The organism is Sphingorhabdus sp. (assembly GCF_040079335.1).
Taxonomy (GTDB): domain Bacteria; phylum Pseudomonadota; class Alphaproteobacteria; order Sphingomonadales; family Sphingomonadaceae; genus Sphingorhabdus_B.
The window spans coordinates 1-16,379 of sequence record NZ_JBEBKL010000050.1; the positions used below are offsets into that span (position 1 = coordinate 1).

The 16,379-nt window shown below is 59.4% G+C and carries 15 protein-coding genes; 5 read left to right on the plus strand and 10 right to left on the minus strand.

Annotated elements, in window-relative coordinates; translation table 11 throughout:
• Nucleotides 1-474 (plus strand): metal-dependent hydrolase (locus ABL922_RS12160; RefSeq protein ID WP_349024476.1); only part of this gene is annotated, 474 nt, incomplete at its 5' end.
• Here the strand turns inward: ABL922_RS12160 and ABL922_RS12165 are convergent.
• From ABL922_RS12165 to rplU, 3 genes are all read right to left on the minus strand, one after another.
• Nucleotides 471-1,064 (minus strand): GNAT family N-acetyltransferase, encoded by a 594-nt coding sequence (locus ABL922_RS12165; RefSeq protein ID WP_349024477.1) that lies wholly within the window; start codon nt 1,062-1,064, stop codon nt 471-473. The genes ABL922_RS12160 and ABL922_RS12165 overlap by 4 nt on opposite strands.
• Nucleotides 1,065-1,265: 201 nt before the next feature.
• Complete coding sequence (gene rpmA, locus ABL922_RS12170; RefSeq protein ID WP_115547506.1) at nt 1,266-1,535, minus strand: 50S ribosomal protein L27; 270 nt, start codon at nt 1,533-1,535, stop codon at nt 1,266-1,268.
• A gap of 19 nt (nt 1,536-1,554) precedes the next feature.
• Entirely contained in the window at nt 1,555-1,965 is a 411-nt protein-coding gene (gene rplU / locus ABL922_RS12175) for a 50S ribosomal protein L21 (protein WP_324333930.1), read from the minus strand.
• A 219-nt stretch (nt 1,966-2,184) separates the two neighbouring features.
• Between rplU and ABL922_RS12180 the strand changes: the two genes are divergently transcribed.
• From ABL922_RS12180 to ABL922_RS12190, 3 genes are all read left to right on the plus strand, one after another.
• Complete coding sequence (locus tag ABL922_RS12180; protein WP_349024478.1) at nt 2,185-2,706, plus strand: hypothetical protein; 522 nt, start codon at nt 2,185-2,187, stop codon at nt 2,704-2,706.
• Nucleotides 2,707-2,764: 58 nt separating this feature from the next.
• A complete protein-coding gene (gene ppc, locus ABL922_RS12185) occupies nt 2,765-5,446 on the plus strand; it encodes a phosphoenolpyruvate carboxylase (RefSeq protein ID WP_349024479.1) in 2,682 nt (893 codons plus the stop codon).
• A gap of 112 nt (nt 5,447-5,558) precedes the next feature.
• Nucleotides 5,559-7,391 (plus strand): DUF885 domain-containing protein, encoded by a 1,833-nt coding sequence (locus tag ABL922_RS12190; RefSeq protein ID WP_349024480.1) that lies wholly within the window; start codon nt 5,559-5,561, stop codon nt 7,389-7,391.
• Nucleotides 7,392-7,514: 123 nt separating this feature from the next.
• On the opposite strand, the gene ABL922_RS12195 is transcribed toward ABL922_RS12190, so the two are convergent.
• Nucleotides 7,515-8,882 carry a cytochrome P450 gene (locus ABL922_RS12195; protein ID WP_349024481.1) on the minus strand — a complete coding sequence of 456 codons (1,368 nt, stop codon included), beginning with the start codon at nt 8,880-8,882 and terminating at the stop codon, nt 7,515-7,517.
• Nucleotides 8,883-9,244: 362 nt separating this feature from the next.
• On the opposite strand from ABL922_RS12195, the gene ABL922_RS12200 reads away from it, so the two are divergent.
• Nucleotides 9,245-10,111: a hypothetical protein gene (locus tag ABL922_RS12200; RefSeq protein ID WP_349024482.1), complete on the plus strand. Its 867-nt coding sequence runs from the start codon at nt 9,245-9,247 to the stop codon at nt 10,109-10,111.
• 116 nt (nt 10,112-10,227) lie between these two features.
• Here the strand turns inward: ABL922_RS12200 and ABL922_RS12205 are convergent, their stop codons facing one another.
• From ABL922_RS12205 to ABL922_RS12230, 6 genes are all read right to left on the minus strand, one after another.
• The gene (locus ABL922_RS12205; RefSeq protein WP_349024483.1) at nt 10,228-10,473 is read right to left on the minus strand and encodes a hypothetical protein; all 246 of its coding nucleotides are present in this window, start codon (nt 10,471-10,473) and stop codon (nt 10,228-10,230) included.
• Between the two features lie 158 nt (nt 10,474-10,631).
• Nucleotides 10,632-12,380, minus strand: a complete 1,749-nt coding sequence (locus ABL922_RS12210) for a D-aminoacylase (protein WP_349024484.1) — start codon at nt 12,378-12,380, stop codon at nt 10,632-10,634.
• 61 nt (nt 12,381-12,441) lie between these two features.
• Nucleotides 12,442-13,797, minus strand: coding sequence for an isoprenylcysteine carboxylmethyltransferase family protein (locus ABL922_RS12215; protein ID WP_349024485.1), 1,356 nt, complete (start codon nt 13,795-13,797; stop codon nt 12,442-12,444).
• A gap of 49 nt (nt 13,798-13,846) precedes the next feature.
• The gene (locus ABL922_RS12220) at nt 13,847-14,650 is read right to left on the minus strand and encodes a lipid II flippase Amj family protein (protein ID WP_349024486.1); all 804 of its coding nucleotides are present in this window, start codon (nt 14,648-14,650) and stop codon (nt 13,847-13,849) included.
• A gap of 14 nt (nt 14,651-14,664) precedes the next feature.
• The gene (locus ABL922_RS12225; RefSeq protein WP_349024487.1) at nt 14,665-15,885 is read right to left on the minus strand and encodes an argininosuccinate synthase; all 1,221 of its coding nucleotides are present in this window, start codon (nt 15,883-15,885) and stop codon (nt 14,665-14,667) included.
• Nucleotides 15,886-15,950: 65 nt separating this feature from the next.
• On the minus strand, nt 15,951-16,379 hold a 429-nt coding region (locus ABL922_RS12230), incomplete at its 5' end, for a TMEM165/GDT1 family protein (protein WP_349024488.1).

Here is a 16,379-nt window from a genome sequence, read left to right on the forward strand (position 1 = left end):
CATCTGGAAGGCACCGACCTCGAACTGCGCAAGCTATGGCTCTGGCATGCGATCGAAGAGGTCGAGCATAAGGCGGTTGCCTTCGACGTCTGGATGTTTGCGACCCGCGAGTGGAGCGGCGCGCGGCGCTGGCTGACCCGCAGCGCGCTGCTGCTCGCGGTATCGTTCAGCTTCTTCATCAACCGCACGCGCGGCCAGGTCGAGTTGCTGTGCCAGGATGGTATGTCCAAACCGAAGGGCTGGTGGAAATGCATCCGCCACGGATTTGCTAAGGGTGCGATCGGGCGGAATGTAATGGGCCCATGGGCCGAATTTTTCCGCCCCGGCTTCCATCCGCACCAGATTGACGACCGCGAGCTTTTGGTTCGTGGAGAGAATATGCTCGCGGCCATCAAGCTGGTGACTGAAGGGTCGACGGGCGACGTCGTGCGTACACGCCCATCTGCCATAGAAGGCCTTGTTAACGTCGCCTAAGCAGCCCTCGGCATCGCCATCTGCATAGGTTCACGGTTGGCACGCATCACCGGGCGAGTGCCATCAGTTTCAGCGTCGCCGTCCGCGAGCATTTTTTCAAACAGCGCGCAAGTCACCTCCTGACGGCGTGCAACGCTGTAGCGATTCTCGACGCGGCCAAGCGGACGAAAGCCGACCTTGCGCAGCACGCGACCCGATGCGGGATTGTCGGTGAAGTGCCCCGACACCAGCTTGCGATATCCAAGCGCCTTGGCCACGTCGACAACGGCTTTCGCTGCCTCAGCGGCAAAACCATTCCCCCAATAGGGGCGCGCGATCCAGTATCCCAACTCCGCTTCGCCATCGCGTTCACCCAGACCACAGGATCCGATGAGTTTCGGCGCGCCATCGGTGCGCAACATCAGCATGAAGTTGGGGAACATTTCCGAATGCTCCAGCCCGGCAAACCATGCGGCATCATCCTTGGTATAAGGCCAGGGCGCGCGCGCAAGGTTGCGCACAATGCCTTCATCGGCAATCGCACGATAGAGTTGGCCTGCATCTTCGGGCCAACTGGGTCTCAACAACAGTCTTTCGGTTCTCGCGAACATGGTCTCTCTCCTGACCTGACGGCTGCCCCTTGGAACTCTTTAGTGACAGCCTTGTGAAACATGCCATCCCGAACGGGGTGGGGTGCAGGGAGAATGGGGCAAAAAGAAAGGGAGCCGGATGACCCGTCTCCCTTGCGCGATGGAAGGCGTTACCACCCCCCGGGTCATCCAGACGGACAACCCTTTATCGATTGTCCTATGTTATTCGGCTGCCATCGCCATAGTGTCCACCGACACATATTTGCGGCCGAGTTTGCCGGCGTGGAATCGGACGCGACCTTCGACGAGTGCGAAGAGGGTGTGGTCCTTGCCCATGCCAACGCCAGCGCCCGGGTACACTTTGGTCCCGCGCTGACGCACGATAATGTTACCGCCGATCACTTCCTGACCGCCGAACTTCTTCACGCCAAGGCGACGACCTGCTGAGTCGCGACCGTTACGGCTGGAACCACCTGCTTTTTTATGTGCCATGGTCTAAACTCCTAAGCTCTTATTCGGCTGTCTTGGCTGCGGCCTTTTTCGGCGCGGCCTTTTTGGCGGGAGCGGCATCTGCCGCAGCTTCAACTTTTTCAGCCTTGGGGGCAGCAGCCTTTTTGGGCGCGGCGCCACCAACAGCAGTTATACGCAGCAGCGTCAGCGACTGGCGATGGCCCTGCTTGCGGCGATAATTGTGCCGACGGCGCTTCTTGAAAACGATGACCTTTTCGCCACGTTCCTGCGCAATGATCTCGGCCGAAACGACCAGACCCTTGGCGTCCTTGACTTCGCCACCGTCGCCCGCGAGCAACACATCGTCCAGCGACACGGTGTCACCAGCGTTTCCGGGCAGCTTTTCAACTGCGATCTTGTCTCCGGCGGCGACGCGATACTGCTTGCCGCCTGTGCGCACGATAGCGAACATGGCTTTATCTCAATCTCTATATATCTGCTTTGCACCCAGTTTAACGGGCATTTCCAACGCGCAACAACAAGACGCGAGTCCCGAAGGCCCGCATTGGAAGGCGCGCAGCTAGTGTATTGAGTCGGCTTTGTCAACGGCCTTTGCCGCAAATATCGGCGGTTTTTAGCGCATGTGTGTCGCGCGCTTGCCTGTGCTTGGCGGGCCGCCTAAACCCGACACATGTTCAGTTTCAAACATAGCGCCTGTTCGCTCCCAATCCTAGCCGCAATGCTGGTCAGCGGCTGTTCGCTGCCCGATGGCGAGTTCCCATCACTCGCAAAGCGGCCCTATGAAACTACCGAGCCGGTTACCGAACCGGCTCCAGTTGCCGAACAAGTCAGCTCCGCTTTGCCTGCCGAGCTCGCAGCGGCAGTCGATGCCTTGATAGTCAGACACCAAAAGGCTGATTCGGCTTTCCGAAACGCCGCTGGTGCCGCAAGGGCTTCCGCGCAAGCCGCTGCCGGCGCTGCCGCAGGCTCCGAGAGCTGGGCAGCCGCGCAGGTCGAACTCTCCCGCCTTGACGTGAAGCGCGGCGATTCGGTTGCGGCACTTTCCGATCTCGACAAGCTGATCGCAGCGGAGCGAGAGAAAGGCGCCGATTCGGGCCTGCTCGGCCTCCTCGCCCTACCGCAATCGCAAATGGCAAAAGACGTTGCCGCGCAAACCGCTGAAATCGAGGCTTTGGCGCGCCTGATAAGTTGATCTGCCTGCATAGCTATGTCGCTTGACGGCACGCTGCACTGCAGCAATTCTGCTGCGCATGAACCGAACCGCGCCGCAGCCCATCCAGCAAAACCCGGATATCCGGTTTCTCGGCAAGATGCTGGGCGATGTTATCCGTGCTTATGGCGGCGAGAAACTGTTCCGCCAGACCGAATATATCCGCGCGGCAAGTGTCGACCGGCATCGCGGCGTTGAAGGCGCGGTCGACACCGGGCTGGAGGCCTTGAGTCTTGATGACACCATTTCCTTTGTTCGCGGCTTCATGCTCTTCTCGCTGCTCGCCAATCTGGCCGAGGACCGGCAATCCAATCTGCAAGAGGGTGGGGCGACACTTGCGGAGGCGGTCGAGCGGCTGCGTGCCGAGGGCATCAGCGCCGATCAGGTCGGCGAACTGCTCGGCCAAAGCCTGATAGTCCCCGTTCTCACCGCGCACCCTACCGAAGTCCGCCGCAAGAGCATGATCGATCACAAGAACCGGATAGCGGCGCTGATGCGCCTGCGCGACAACGGGCAGGATGTGACCGAATCGGGCGACCGTATCGACGAAGCCATTTACCGCCAGATCGCACTCCTTTGGCAGACTCGGCCGCTGCGCCGCGAAAAACTGGTGGTCGCCGACGAAATCGAAAATGCACGCGCCTATATGGAGGACGTCTTCCTCGTCGCGCTGCCCAAGCTTTATGCGCGCTGGGAACGCGACCTGGGGGCTCGCCCGCCTTCTTTCCTGCGGCTCGGCAGCTGGATCGGCGGCGACCGCGATGGCAACCCGTTCGTCAATGCCCAAACACTCGACAATGCCTTGTCGCGTGGGGCGGCAACCGCGCTTGGCCATTATCTCGAATGCGTCCACCATTTGGGCGCGGAAATATCGATCTCGTCCGAACTCGCGCATGTGCCGCAGGCGGTGCTCGATCTGGCCGAAGCGAGCGGCGACATCGCAGCAAGTCGCGCGGACGAACCCTATCGCCGTGCCCTGTCCGGCATCTATGCGCGGCTGGCGGCAACTTATGTCCAGATTGTCGGCGAAGCGCCGCCACGGCCCTCACGATTGGCAGGCAAGTCCTATTCGTCTCCTGACAGCTTTCGCCGCGACCTTATCGCCATCGCCTCGGCGCTCGCCTCCGAAGGTAAGGGCGCGCTTTCCAGCGGGGGTGCTTTGGCGCGGCTGATCCGCGCAGTCGAAACCTTCGGCTTTCATCTGGCAACGCTTGACCTGCGCCAGAATAGCGATGTGCACGAACGAGTGGTCGCCGAACTGCTGCGCGAGGCCGGGGTTGAACTCGCCTATCTCGATCTCGACGAGGAAGCGCGTATCGCCCTGCTGACCAAAGAACTGGTGCACAACCGGCCGTTGGGCGGAGCAGCCACGGCATTGGGCGAGGAAGCCAGTAGCGAGCTCGCCATCCTGCACGCAGCGGCACATGCCCACGACATATTCGGGCGCGGTGCCATCACTAATTATATCATCAGCAAGACGACCAGCCTGTCCGATCTGCTCGAAGTCTATGTGCTGCTGAAAGAAGCAGGTCTTTATCGCTTCGACCCTAATGGCAAAGCCGAAGCACCAATCATGGTCGTGCCGTTGTTCGAAACCATCGGCGACCTTGAGGCTGCTCCCGCCATCATGACGGCCTTCTTCGCGCTGCCTGAAATGCAGGCGCTGGCGAAGGCGCGCGGGCATCAGGAAGTGATGATCGGCTATTCGGATTCGAACAAGGATGGCGGCTATCTGACGTCGACTTGGGGCCTCAATCAAGCCTCGCTAGCGCTGGCACCCGTGTTCGAAGCGGCAGGTGTCACCATGCAGCTGTTCCACGGACGCGGCGGCGCGGTCGGGCGCGGGGGCGGTTCGGCATTTGGTGCCATTCAGGCGCAACCGCGCGGCACCGTCAACGGGCGCATCCGCATCACCGAACAGGGCGAAGTTATCGCTGCCAAATATGGCACAGTCGACAATGCTGTGGCCAATCTGGAAACCATCGCGTCTGCAACACTGCTCGCGTCGCTTGAGCCGGACCCCGTGCCGGTTGCCGACGCCGCCCGCTTTTCGGCGGCGATGAACCAACTGTCGGCCCATGCCTTTGCCGCCTATCGCGGGCTGGTTTACGAAACCGACGGCTTCAACATCTTCTTCAGGCAGATGACGCCGATCTCGGAGATCGCGACGCTCAAAATCGGCTCTCGCCCCTCCAGCCGCAAGGCGAATGACCGGATAGAGGATTTGCGCGCCATCCCCTGGGTGTTCAGCTGGGCACAGGCCCGGGTGATGCTGCCGGGCTGGTATGGTGCCGGACAGGCACTTGCGGGCTTCGAAGACAAGGGGCTGCTGCGCGCGATGGCTGAAAGCTGGCCATTCTTTCAGACTATCTTAGCCAATATGGAAATGGTGCTGGCAAAATCCGATATGGAAATCGCCGCGCATTACGCGACCTTGGTCGAGGATCGCGCGCTTGCCGACCGGCTGTTTGGCGAAATCCAGTCGGGATGGAATGCGGCGCATGACAGTCTACTAGACGCAACTTCGCAATCGGCACTGCTGGAGGCCAGCCCCTCGCTCAACAATTCAATCCGCCTGCGCCTGCCCTATATCGAACCGCTGAACCATCTGCAGATCGAACTGATGAAGCGCCACCGCGCGGGTGAAGACGATCCGCGCATCGCCGAAGGCATCCAGTTGACAATCAACGCGGTGGCGACGGCTCTTCGGAACAGCGGCTAAGGTTGGGCTTCGATAAAAGCGCGTCGCCATTCGACCAGCGTAGAAATAGCGTATTCTTATCCTGCCCACCGCTGGTAAAGCTCCCTTAGGTCAACAACCCCGGAGCCTCCCCATGCGCGTCACCAGAACTGCCCTTTCCGCCTTCGCCATTGCAGTCGCCAGCTTGGGCGTCAGTGCGCCTTCTGTCGCGCAAACAACACCTGCCACACAAGCAGTCGAAACTGACCAGAACGCGGCCATCATGGCCTTTTTCGAGGAAGTCGACGCCGAACAACTCTCACGATCGCCCTTGGGCAAATCCTATCGTGGCATCAAGGACAGCGATTATGGTCGGTGGGACGACGGCTCCGAGGCCGCCGAGGCGCGCGATATCGAAGCAGACCGCTCAGCACTCAAGGAAATGCGCGCGCGCTTTAACCCGGCCAAGCTTTCTCTAGAAAACCGCCTGTCCTATCGCCTGTTTGAAAAGCGTACCGCGCGCAGCGAGGCTGCCTTCAAATATAGAGATTATGGTTACATCTTCGATCAGATGAACGGGGCGCAGAGCCAGATTCCGGCCTTCCTGATCAACATCCATCGGATCGACAACAAATCGGATGCGCGCGCCTATATCAATCGCCTCTATGGCATCGGCCCTGCCCTGAACGAAGCTATCGGGCAGGCCAGATCACGCGCCGCCGACGGCATCATGCCGCCCAAATGGGTTTACCCTTATGTCATAAGCGACGCACGTAATGTGATTACCGGTGCACCTTTTGGCGATGGTCCTGACGCCCCGCTCTTCGCCGATTTCAAGGACAAGGTTGCCAAGCTTGCGATCAGCCAGACCGAGAAGGAACTGCTGGTCGCCGATGCGGCGCAGGCGCTGAATGCATCGGTCAAACCCGCCTATGAAGCGCTGATCACCGAAATGACCGCGCAAGAAAAAGTCGCCGGAACCGATGACGGCATATGGCGGTTCAAGGATGGTGCTGGCTATTACGCGCAGCTGCTCGCCAATTACACCACTACCGATATGACGCCGGACCAGATCCACGAACTGGGCCTCGCACAGGTCGCGCGCATCCATAAGGAAATGCAGGTCGTGCAAAAGAAAATGGGCGTGAAGGGCGACCTCAAGGCCTATTTCAACCATATGCGGACCAACCCCAAATTCTATGCGCCCGACGGCGCGGAGGGCCGCGCACTCTATCTGGCCGAAACGCAAAAGGCCTATGATGCGGTCAAGCCGTTGCTGCCCAAATGGTTCGGTGTGCTGCCGCAGGCGCCTTTGGTGGTGAAACCCGTTGAAGCCTTCCGTGAGAAATCGGCTGGAAAGGCATTTTATCAGCGCCCCTCGCCCGATGGTTCGCGCCCCGGAACCTATTATGCGAACCTGTATAAAATGTCGGACATGCCGCTAACCGAGGTTGAGGCTCTGTTCTACCATGAAGGCGTCCCCGGCCACCATTTGCAGCTCGCGATCCAAACCGAGCTGAAAGATGTGCCCGCTTTCCGGAAATTCGGCGGGGTAACCGCTTATTCCGAAGGCTGGGGCCTCTATTCGGAAAAACTCGCCAAGGATATGGGGCTCTACACCGATCCGGCGCGTGATTTCGGACGGTTGCAGCTCGAACTGCACCGGGCAATTCGCCTGGTGGTTGACTCAGGTCTCCACCACAAGCGCTGGACGCGCGAACAAGCTATCAAATATGTCGAGGATAATTCGGCCGATGCGCCCGGCGGGATTGTGAAGGCGATCGAGCGCTACATCATCTACCCGGGCCAGGCGACCGCCTATATGGTCGGTCGCCTGAAGATCAGCGAACTGCGCGACAAGGCACAAAAAGCGCTGGGCAAGAAGTTCGACGTGCGCGGTTTTCACGATACTGTGTTGAAATCCGGGCCGGTACCGCTCGACGTGCTGGAAGAGCAGGTCAACGGCTGGATTGCTTCGCAGAAATAGATGCTAACGGGTTAAAACATTACCGCAGCCCTGAGCTTGTCGAAGGGCGTTTTCAGCCCTTGCGCAAACCTCTAGGCGCCCTTCGACAGGCTCAGGGCTACGGTATTGTATATGCATCGTGCTCTAAAGCGGCACCATCCGCACCCGGAGCCCATCCTTGGGCTTCGGGATCGGCCAAGCCTGCCATGCTGGATCATAGCCCTCCGCCACCTCCACCCGCACTTGTGTCAGCAGATGATGGATGAACAGTTTCATCTGCATATATGCGAAATGCAGACCAAGGCACATGTGCGCGCCACCGCCGAAAGGCACCCAAGCATATTTGTGCCGCCCCTTTGAATTTTCCGGCGTGAAGCGCAGCGGATCGAAGAATTCCGGATTCTCCCAATATTCGGGCATCATATGCGTGACCGTGGGATTGATGCTGACGGTTGTACCCGCCGGAATCTTATAGCCCATAAACTCGAAATCCTTGAGCGCGCGGCGCGGGATTGAGGGCACTGGCGGGATCAGCCGGAGCGATTCCTTAAAGGCATATTCGGTCAGTTCAAAAGCATCGAGTTGATCGGAGGAAATCGCACTACCGGCAGGCGCAATGGACAGACATTCGGTCCGAACTTTTTCCTGCCATTCCGGATTTTTGGCGAGCAGCCAGATCATCGAGGTCACCGACGAAGTGATCGTGTCATGCGCCGCCATCATCAGGAAGTTCATATGGTCGATGATTTCGCCATCGGTCATATATTGCCCGTCATCGCGGGTCGCGCGACAGAATTGGCTGAACATATCCTGCCGGTTGGGGTTGCGGCGGCGTTCCTCGATCTGCGGGCCGAAATAGTTGATCAAATAATTCCGCCCGGCGACACCGCGACCCATCTGCGTGAAAGGCAAGGGACGACGCACCGGCGAGATTGACGCGGCCACCATGTCGACAAAGGCCTTGTTGATCTTATCCGCCTCTGGCCCCAGCGGCACGCCAAGGAAGGCATCGGCGGCAACATCGAGCGTCAATTGCTTGATCGCCGGATAGAACAGCATGTCGCCGCGCCATTTGAGCAGTTGCTCGGCAAAGATGCGGTTCATGTCGGCAACATAGCCGCGCATCGGCTCTGGCTTGAAAGCTATACCGAGCGCGCGGCGGTCCATGCGGTGATGGTCGAAATCCATCAGCATTAATCCGCGCGGGAAGAGCAGGTTAAGCACCGGTCCCCAGCCCTGTTCAGACGAGAACAGTTTATCGCGATCGAACAGCATCAGCTCATTCGCCTCCGCCCCGATCAGCGATAGGTTCACCGCACCAAATGCCCGGGTCCGGTAAACCTTGCCATATTTCTCGATCATCTGCCGGTTGAACGCCGGTGGATCGCGCAACAGGCGGAAGGTGTTGCCGATAATAGGCGGTCCATTCTCACCCGGAATATGCTCAAGGGCATGGGGCGCAGCACGCTTTATCCAATGCGGGTTAGCGGCTTCGCTGCTGGCAAGGCCCATGGGGGTCTCCGGTCTGTTTTAATTGTTTGATTAAGCTCTTACTGCCATCAGTGTTAACAAGGTGCAAGCGCGCTCGCGTTTGTGCCACTCACGTGGAAGCGGCACCAGCCCACTCCCCCACCCGGCCTCCCATCGCATATCCTGATTGGGAGGCCGGGTGGGAGAGCAGGCTGGTGCCGGGACCATTTCAGTGCAACTGAAACAAACTCAAAGCAACGACTTTACAAAGCTGAACGCCAGCCAACAGGCGCATTCAGATGCAATTCAACTGGCGAAGCGCAATTCGCAACTTACGATGGACCGTGCCTGCGAATCGGCCAGCTGGGAAACAGAGCCGACAGGTACATATTGGGGTAAGTCATATGACGGGAATGCGTGCAAAATTGGCAGCGCGGATAGCAGCGCTCGGTATCGCGACAATGGGGCTTTCGGCCTGCTATTATGATGCCGGGGTCGGCCTTGGTTATTATGATGACGACTACAGCTATTATGACGATGGCTATGGCTGCGACCCTTACAGCCCGTTCGATAATTATTATGACTGCGACTATCGCGGCGGTTTCTACAATATCGGCTATGGCGGCGGCTGGTATCAGGATTACTGGTATCCGGGCTATGGCTTCTACATTTTTGACCGGGGCGGTCGGCGCTACAACATGCACGACAACCACCGTCGCTATTGGGCCGGGCGTCGCCACGAATGGTATCGCGAGCATCATCGCAACCGTGACGGCCATGACGGACGCCGCGGCCACGACAACCGGCGTAACTATAATGGCGGGGCCAATGGCAATATTGGCTGGCCCGAACAGCATGGCGGCCGTGTCGACGACCGACGCCCGCGCGATGGTTATCGTGATCCCAATGCGGTCGGCAATGGTCAACCCGATATCGGGCAGCGTGACCGTCGGCGCGAAAGCCGTCGCGGTGAGGGCCGCGGCGAACGACGTCGCGATTGGCAGCAAAACGGACAGGGTGCCGTGCAGCAAGTTCCGCCTGTAGCAACACCCCAAGCCCAGCCGCCTGCGCGCGGTGACCGGGGCAGTTGGCGACGCGGCGGCGAAGGTGAGCGGCGTAACTGGAAAGCTCCATCATCTCCGCAAACTTCGCAGGGCACCGCCACACCGCCTCCGGCGCCCGCTCCTGCGCAACAACCGCGCATGGCGCGCCCTAGCGGCGACCAACCGCGCGCGCCGCGCAACCATGATCGCGGTCCGCGCGAGAACTAGGCACAAAAAAGCGGTCGTGCCGGGGGGCTGGCACGACCGCTATGGTCCGGGAACTAGATGACGGCGCCTGCGTGGTGGCTAGCCGTGGTGGACCAGATCGTCCCCGGATATCTGAATTAACGTTCGCCTTCCCAACGGCCCAGCTTCTTGCCGTTGCGGCGAGCCTCAATCGCCTCATCGGCGACACCAGTAAGATAGTCCAAATGCGCTATCTGGGCCTGCTTGCGAGCGGCGGGTGTCAGGTTTGAAACGGAGGCAACGATAGATTTTGCATCGCCATCGGTCAGCCCGATCACCAGCGCGAGAAACACCGAAGCAAAGCCGAGCGATGTTATGGCTACCATTGTGGTGTCGGGCGACATTTTTTCCTCCTGAACAAAAGACCATTTTTTCTAGTGAAGAAACTTATCGCGATTGCTGGTTAACTTCCTGACGCGATGCGCGGTTAAACAAAAATTAGGCACGAAAAAAATGGGGCGCCCCGCAGGACGCCCCAAAATTCCGTTCCTGATGACGACGCTTATTCGGCAGCGATGGCCATTTCCACACGTTGCGGACCACGGATGAGCCCGCCGGGATAGACGCCAAGGCATTCGCCATTTTTGAAGGTGACCTGGCCCGATTTGATCGTGCAGACATAGCCATCGGCCTTTTGCAACAGACGCTTGCCGCCAGCCGGCAAGTCGAAAGCCAGCCAGGGCTTGCCCAGCTTGACCTTATCGAGGTCGATGATGTTGAGATCGGCCAGATAGCCGGGGGCCAACACACCGCGATCTTCGAGACCATAGAGCACCGCCGTATCGCGGCACTGGCGCTTCACGGCATTTTCCAGGCTGATCCGCTTGCCGCGTTTGCGATCGCGCACCCAATGCTGGAGCATGAAGGTCGGCGAGGCTGCGTCACAGATGGTGCCGCAATGCGCACCGCCATCCGAAAGCGAGTTCACCGTATCGTCCGATTCCTGCAGCGCCTCAAGGAAGTCGAGATTGCCGTCGGCATAGTTGAGCAGCGGCAGATAGATGAAACCGGTGCCATCATTTGCACACAACATGTCATAGGCATATTCGGCAGGCGAAACGCCCTTGGCAGCAGAAAGTGTCGCGATGCTGGCATCCTGTTGCGGTTCATAGTCGAAATCGTCATCCATTTCGAACTGCATCGTCCACCCGGAAGCAACAACTGCGAGAACACCGCGTATTTCCTCGGGCACTTCGCTGTAATCATCTTCTTCCGAGAGCAATTGTGCCTTGAACGCAGGGTCAAGCAATTTGGCCTTCTGCTCAGCCCAGGGCAGTTCGGCAATCGCCTGCCAACTGGAGCGCAGACGGAAGGGATGAACGGTACCCTGCCACGCCATGATGATGCCGTTGCCACGCAGCGCGATCTGCGCAACGATATTGGCGCCATTATCATTTTCGGCACGCATGCGTTCGATTTGCTCTTCGAGCGGCTGTTCTTTGGCAATCGACTGGAGTGCCGCAAAGGTGACAGGCAGGCCGGTCTCGCGGCTCAATTTGCCCATCCAGCCAAATTCATCCCATTCGCGCATCAGATCGGACGCCATTTCGAACACGCCATAACCGACTCGGCCCATGCCGCGGCCGATTTCGATCAGCTCTTCTGCGGTCGCCGTGGTGCCGGGAACGAGTTCTCCGTCGATCGAGCGGTGCAGCACCGTACGCGAGGTTGAAAAGCCCAGCGCCCCTGCGCGAACGCCTTCCTCAACGATGCGCGACATTTCGGCAATGTCTTCGGTGGTGGGAATGGCACCCGGCTGTTCGCGGTCGCCAAGCACATAGGCGCGGACCGCACCGTGCGGAACATGCGTGCCAATATCGACAGTGCGCGGCATACGCTCAAGCTCGTCCAGATATTCAGGGAAGGTTTCCCAGTTCCAGCTCATGCCTTCGGACAGCGCGGTGCCCGGAATATCCTCGACACCTTCCATCAGGCTGATCAGCCATTCGTGGCGGTCGGGCTTAGCAGGAGCAAAACCCACGCCACAATTGCCCATGATGACCGTGGTCACACCATGCCAGCTCGACGGGGCCATTTCCGGATCCCAGGTGGCCTGGCCATCATAATGGGTGTGCACATCGACCCAGCCGGGAGCGACAACCATTCCGGCTGCATCAATCTCTTCCTTGCCGCTACCGCTGACCTTGCCCACCTGGCTGATCAGCCCGTTGTCGATAGCAATATCGCCCGTAAAGCGCGTTGCGCCTGTGCCGTCGACGATCGTTCCGCCGCGAATTACCATATCATGCATGGCCGATTCTCCTCCTCTAAAGTGAGTCGAAGCTATCATATTAATCGAACGATTAAACCCCTTATTCGGCAGGCTGCGCCGGGGCGTTCGTTCTGACCCTTGAACCGAGAAGCGCGCGCAACCGATTGAAGCATCGCGTGACCGGCGCGTTGCGGTCCATCCATGCCGCATATTCGGCATATGCGGGATCGGGCATCAGATGCTTTTCCTCGGTCTTTGCGCGCCAATAATAGACGGCGCTCACCAGCGCGAGCAGCGCCGTATTGCGCACCATATCGGTCAGGCTGCCAGTGGTGACGAGGAAGGGCATGGTCGCCAGCCACCAGTAGGCATTTTTGCTGACATAGGCGGGATGCTTGGTCCAACTATAAGGACCGTGGGTCAAAATACCGCGGTGCGTGAGGTTCGAAAAGCGCAGGCCAAAGGCCACGGTTGCCCAGGCATAAATGGCGGTGAGGATGACGAGAACAACGCCCCACGCCCACAGCAGCGCCGTCTGCCCTTCGAACCAATAGGCCCAATCGCTGGTCGCGACATGATAGTCGAGCGGCCCGCCATTGTTCATCAATATGAGGGGCGGATAGCATATCAACGCCGCAACCCAGCCAGACAGATAGGGATTGGCTGTGCGGATATGCGCATCCAATGGCTTCATTGTCATCGCATAGCCAACGGTCGCAAACTGCACGTCGACCACGAACATCGTCGTGATCAGCGCATTGGCCAGCCACACCGGGTTCTGCCAGACCTCGTTAAAATTCATGTTCACCAGATCACGGAAACCCGGCGGCACGATCGAGACCATGAAGGCGAGGAAAAAGCCCTTCACCGCCCAGGCTCGCAGATGGTGGCGGATTTCTTCGCCATCCCAATCGTCGCGCCCGGCAATCCACGCCCCGAAGTGCCAGCCGCCATCGCGCGGATGGTCCATGTAGCGGTCGAGCCAGACAACATAAGGCACCGACGCGATCACCAGCGGAATGGCGATGAGGGTGAAGACCTCCATCGAGAACAGATAATTGCCTGCCCAATACCAGCGGCAGAGCATGTAAAGCGCGGCAATCCCCGCCCATGTTGCCCACAGACCGGCGATCTTGATGATGCTGGTGTCGAGTACATCGGCAACCGGACGTTTGAGCGACCAATCGAGCCCGGTCGAGCGACGACGATACACTTTATCGACGAAGAGCGACCACAGCACCATTGGCAATCCACAAGCGGCGACCGCGACCAATGCCGAATAAGCCCCGTCGGCGCGTTCGGGAAAGCCGGGATAGCCGAGGCTGGTGGCGATGCTGCCGAAGTTGCGCGCGATCACGATCCACAGCGCCAACCCCACGAGTCCAGCGAGGCCGACTGCGGTGCTAACGGCGGAGGTCGGGCGCGGATCGGCGCTTGCGGTTTGTGCCTTGCTCACAGCCCGCGCAAATAGCGGAAAAGGGTTAAGAAAGCGATTGCCAAACCGCCTACACGCGTACCGCCACCCAGACGATAAACGCCGCTGCTGGAACCAGCATCGCCTGCGCCAAGAGGGTGCCGGCAATCCGGCTCATCGATAGCCACACAATGGTGCGGCGATATTCAGGCTGGCTGACGCGGCCCTCGACGACATCGTCGGTCATTACCGACAGCTGCGGGTCAATAAGGACGAACAGCAGGATTGTCGCAAAACCGTTGACCACCGCCGATAATTGCGATGCAGTGACACGGAACTCGGGGTGAAGGTAACCGGCATAAAGTGAAGCGATAACGCCGACCGTCAGCAGGGCTTGCGCAACCACATTCATCGCAATCACCCGCCACGAAACCGCGGCAGGTTTGGTCCAAAGTTTGAGATGCTGGCTGCTTGGCAGTTTGACCGCCTTCACTACGGTCTTCATGCCCTTGGGCGTCAACGCGCTCCATAGCAGCTTGGCGACCGAGCGATGATGCTGGAAATCAGCGATTGCGGCGGTGAACCAGCGCTGCACCGTTGGCACCGCCAGCGCACCCAGCACCGTTGCAACCGTCGCCGCAAGCAGCACCAGCCGCATGTCCATCAACAGCCGTTCGCCCGTCCCGTTCGCAATCGCGTTCTCGATCCGCTTGGCAAGGAAGGGACCGAGGAAACTGTTCGAAGTCCGTGAGACCAACACGAGCACGTTGAACAAGGCGAAACTGAGCGCAATCTTGCTGGTCCGCACCCCCGCGATCCGCGCTGCATAGGCCAGCGCGCCGATCAGGTGGATGATCAGTGTCAGCAGGCAGATGTTGAAAAGCGGCCAGTCCATGCGGACCGCTTCTATCAATCCTTGCCCTGCCGCGCTAGCAGCCGCAACCGCAGCGCGTTCAGTTTGATAAAGCCCGCCGCATCCTTCTGATCATAGGCACCGGCATCGTCTTCAAAGGTCACGACCTTTTCCGAATAGAGGCTGTTCGGCGACTTGCGCCCAACAACCGTGGCACTGCCCTTGTACAGTTTCACCCGCACCGTGCCCGAGACATTGGTCTGGCTGTGGTCAATCGCCGCCTGCAGCATCTCACGCTCGGGGCTGAACCAGAAACCGTTATAGATCAGCTCTGCATATTTGGGCATCAGCTCATCCTTGAGGTGCGCCGCACCCCGGTCCAAGGTGATGCTTTCAATGCCACGATGCGCGCGGGCGTAGATTTCGCCTCCCGGCGTTTCATACATGCCGCGCGACTTCATCCCGACAAAGCGGTTCTCGACCAGATCGAGACGACCAATGCCATGTTTGCGACCGAGATCGTTGAGTGCGGCGAGCAGGGTCGCGGGCGACATCGTTTGCCCATTCAATGCGACGCCATCGCCCTTTTCAAAATCGATAGTGATATATTCCGGCGTATCGGGCGCATCTTCCGGATTGACGGTGCGCGAATAGACATAGTCAGGGGTTTCATCCCACGGATCTTCAAGGCATTTGCCCTCAGATGAGGTGTGCAACAGGTTCGCGTCGGTCGAAAAAGGGCTTTCGCCGCGCTTGTCCTTCGGCACCGGAATCTGGTGCTGCTCGGCCCATTCGATCAGACGGGTGCGGCTGGTCAAATCCCATTCGCGCCACGGGGCGATCACCTTGATGTCTGGGTTGAGCGCGTAGGCCGACAGTTCGAACCGCACCTGATCATTGCCCTTGCCGGTCGCGCCATGCGCGATGGCATCGGCCCCGGTTTCGGCAGCGATCTCGATCAGCCTCTTAGAAATCAGCGGGCGCGCGATCGAGGTGCCGAGCAGATAATCGCCCTCATAGCGCGCATTGGCGCGCATCATCGGGAAGACGAAATCGCGGACAAATTCCTCGCGCAGATCGTCGATATAGATGTGGTGATCAGGGATACCCATCAGCACCGCCTTGGCGCGCGCAGGTTCCAGCTCCTCACCCTGCCCCAGATCGGCGGTGAAGGTCACGACCTCACAACCATATTCGACCTGCAGCCATTTCAGGATGACACTGGTGTCGAGACCGCCCGAATAGGCAAGGACAACACGTTTGACCGAATCTTTCATGGGAGAACCTTTGCGTAAAACCGTGCGCGCGCCGCTAGCAGGGGGGAGGCCGGGGTGCAACCCGCCTAGGCCATCAGAACCCATATCTGCCACGCACCTAGCGCCAGAAACAACCCGGCCGCAATCCATCGCATCACATGCAGCGGCACCCGCTTCACCAGTTCCTCGCCGAGATAAACCGCAGGCACATTGGCCAGCATCATGCCGAGCGTGGTGCCCGCCGCGACCGCGAACACAGATTGATATTGCGCGCCCAGCGCAACGGTCGCCACCTGGGTCTTGTCGCCCATCTCGACGAAGAAAAAGGCGATGGCGGTGGTCAGGAAGACGCTGCCCTTATGGCTGACCTCACCCTCATCCTCGTCAATCTTGTCTGGCACCAGCGTCCATAAGGTCATCGCGACAAAACCGAGGGCGACCGCCCAGCGGAACCAGGGCGCGTCGAGCAGTCCGGCCACTTGCTGCCCGGTAAAAGCCGCCAGCGCGTGGTTGAG

What these genes read in the sequence shown, in the direction of transcription:
- ABL922_RS12165 (WP_349024477.1), bottom strand. Translation starts at nt 1,064, where the DNA reads ATGTTCGCGAGAACCGAAAGACTGTTGTTGAGACCCAGTTGGCCCGAA.
- rpmA (WP_115547506.1), bottom strand. Translation starts at nt 1,535, where the DNA reads ATGGCACATAAAAAAGCAGGTGGTTCCAGCCGTAACGGTCGCGACTCA.
- rplU (WP_324333930.1), bottom strand. Translation starts at nt 1,965, where the DNA reads ATGTTCGCTATCGTGCGCACAGGCGGCAAGCAGTATCGCGTCGCCGCC.
- ABL922_RS12180 (WP_349024478.1), top strand. Translation starts at nt 2,185, where the DNA reads ATGTTCAGTTTCAAACATAGCGCCTGTTCGCTCCCAATCCTAGCCGCA.
- ppc (WP_349024479.1), top strand. Translation starts at nt 2,765, where the DNA reads ATGAACCGAACCGCGCCGCAGCCCATCCAGCAAAACCCGGATATCCGG.
- ABL922_RS12190 (WP_349024480.1), top strand. Translation starts at nt 5,559, where the DNA reads ATGCGCGTCACCAGAACTGCCCTTTCCGCCTTCGCCATTGCAGTCGCC.
- ABL922_RS12195 (WP_349024481.1), bottom strand. Translation starts at nt 8,882, where the DNA reads ATGGGCCTTGCCAGCAGCGAAGCCGCTAACCCGCATTGGATAAAGCGT.
- ABL922_RS12200 (WP_349024482.1), top strand. Translation starts at nt 9,245, where the DNA reads ATGACGGGAATGCGTGCAAAATTGGCAGCGCGGATAGCAGCGCTCGGT.
- ABL922_RS12205 (WP_349024483.1), bottom strand. Translation starts at nt 10,473, where the DNA reads ATGTCGCCCGACACCACAATGGTAGCCATAACATCGCTCGGCTTTGCT.
- ABL922_RS12210 (WP_349024484.1), bottom strand. Translation starts at nt 12,380, where the DNA reads ATGCATGATATGGTAATTCGCGGCGGAACGATCGTCGACGGCACAGGC.
- ABL922_RS12220 (WP_349024486.1), bottom strand. Translation starts at nt 14,650, where the DNA reads ATGGACTGGCCGCTTTTCAACATCTGCCTGCTGACACTGATCATCCAC.
- ABL922_RS12225 (WP_349024487.1), bottom strand. Translation starts at nt 15,885, where the DNA reads ATGAAAGATTCGGTCAAACGTGTTGTCCTTGCCTATTCGGGCGGTCTC.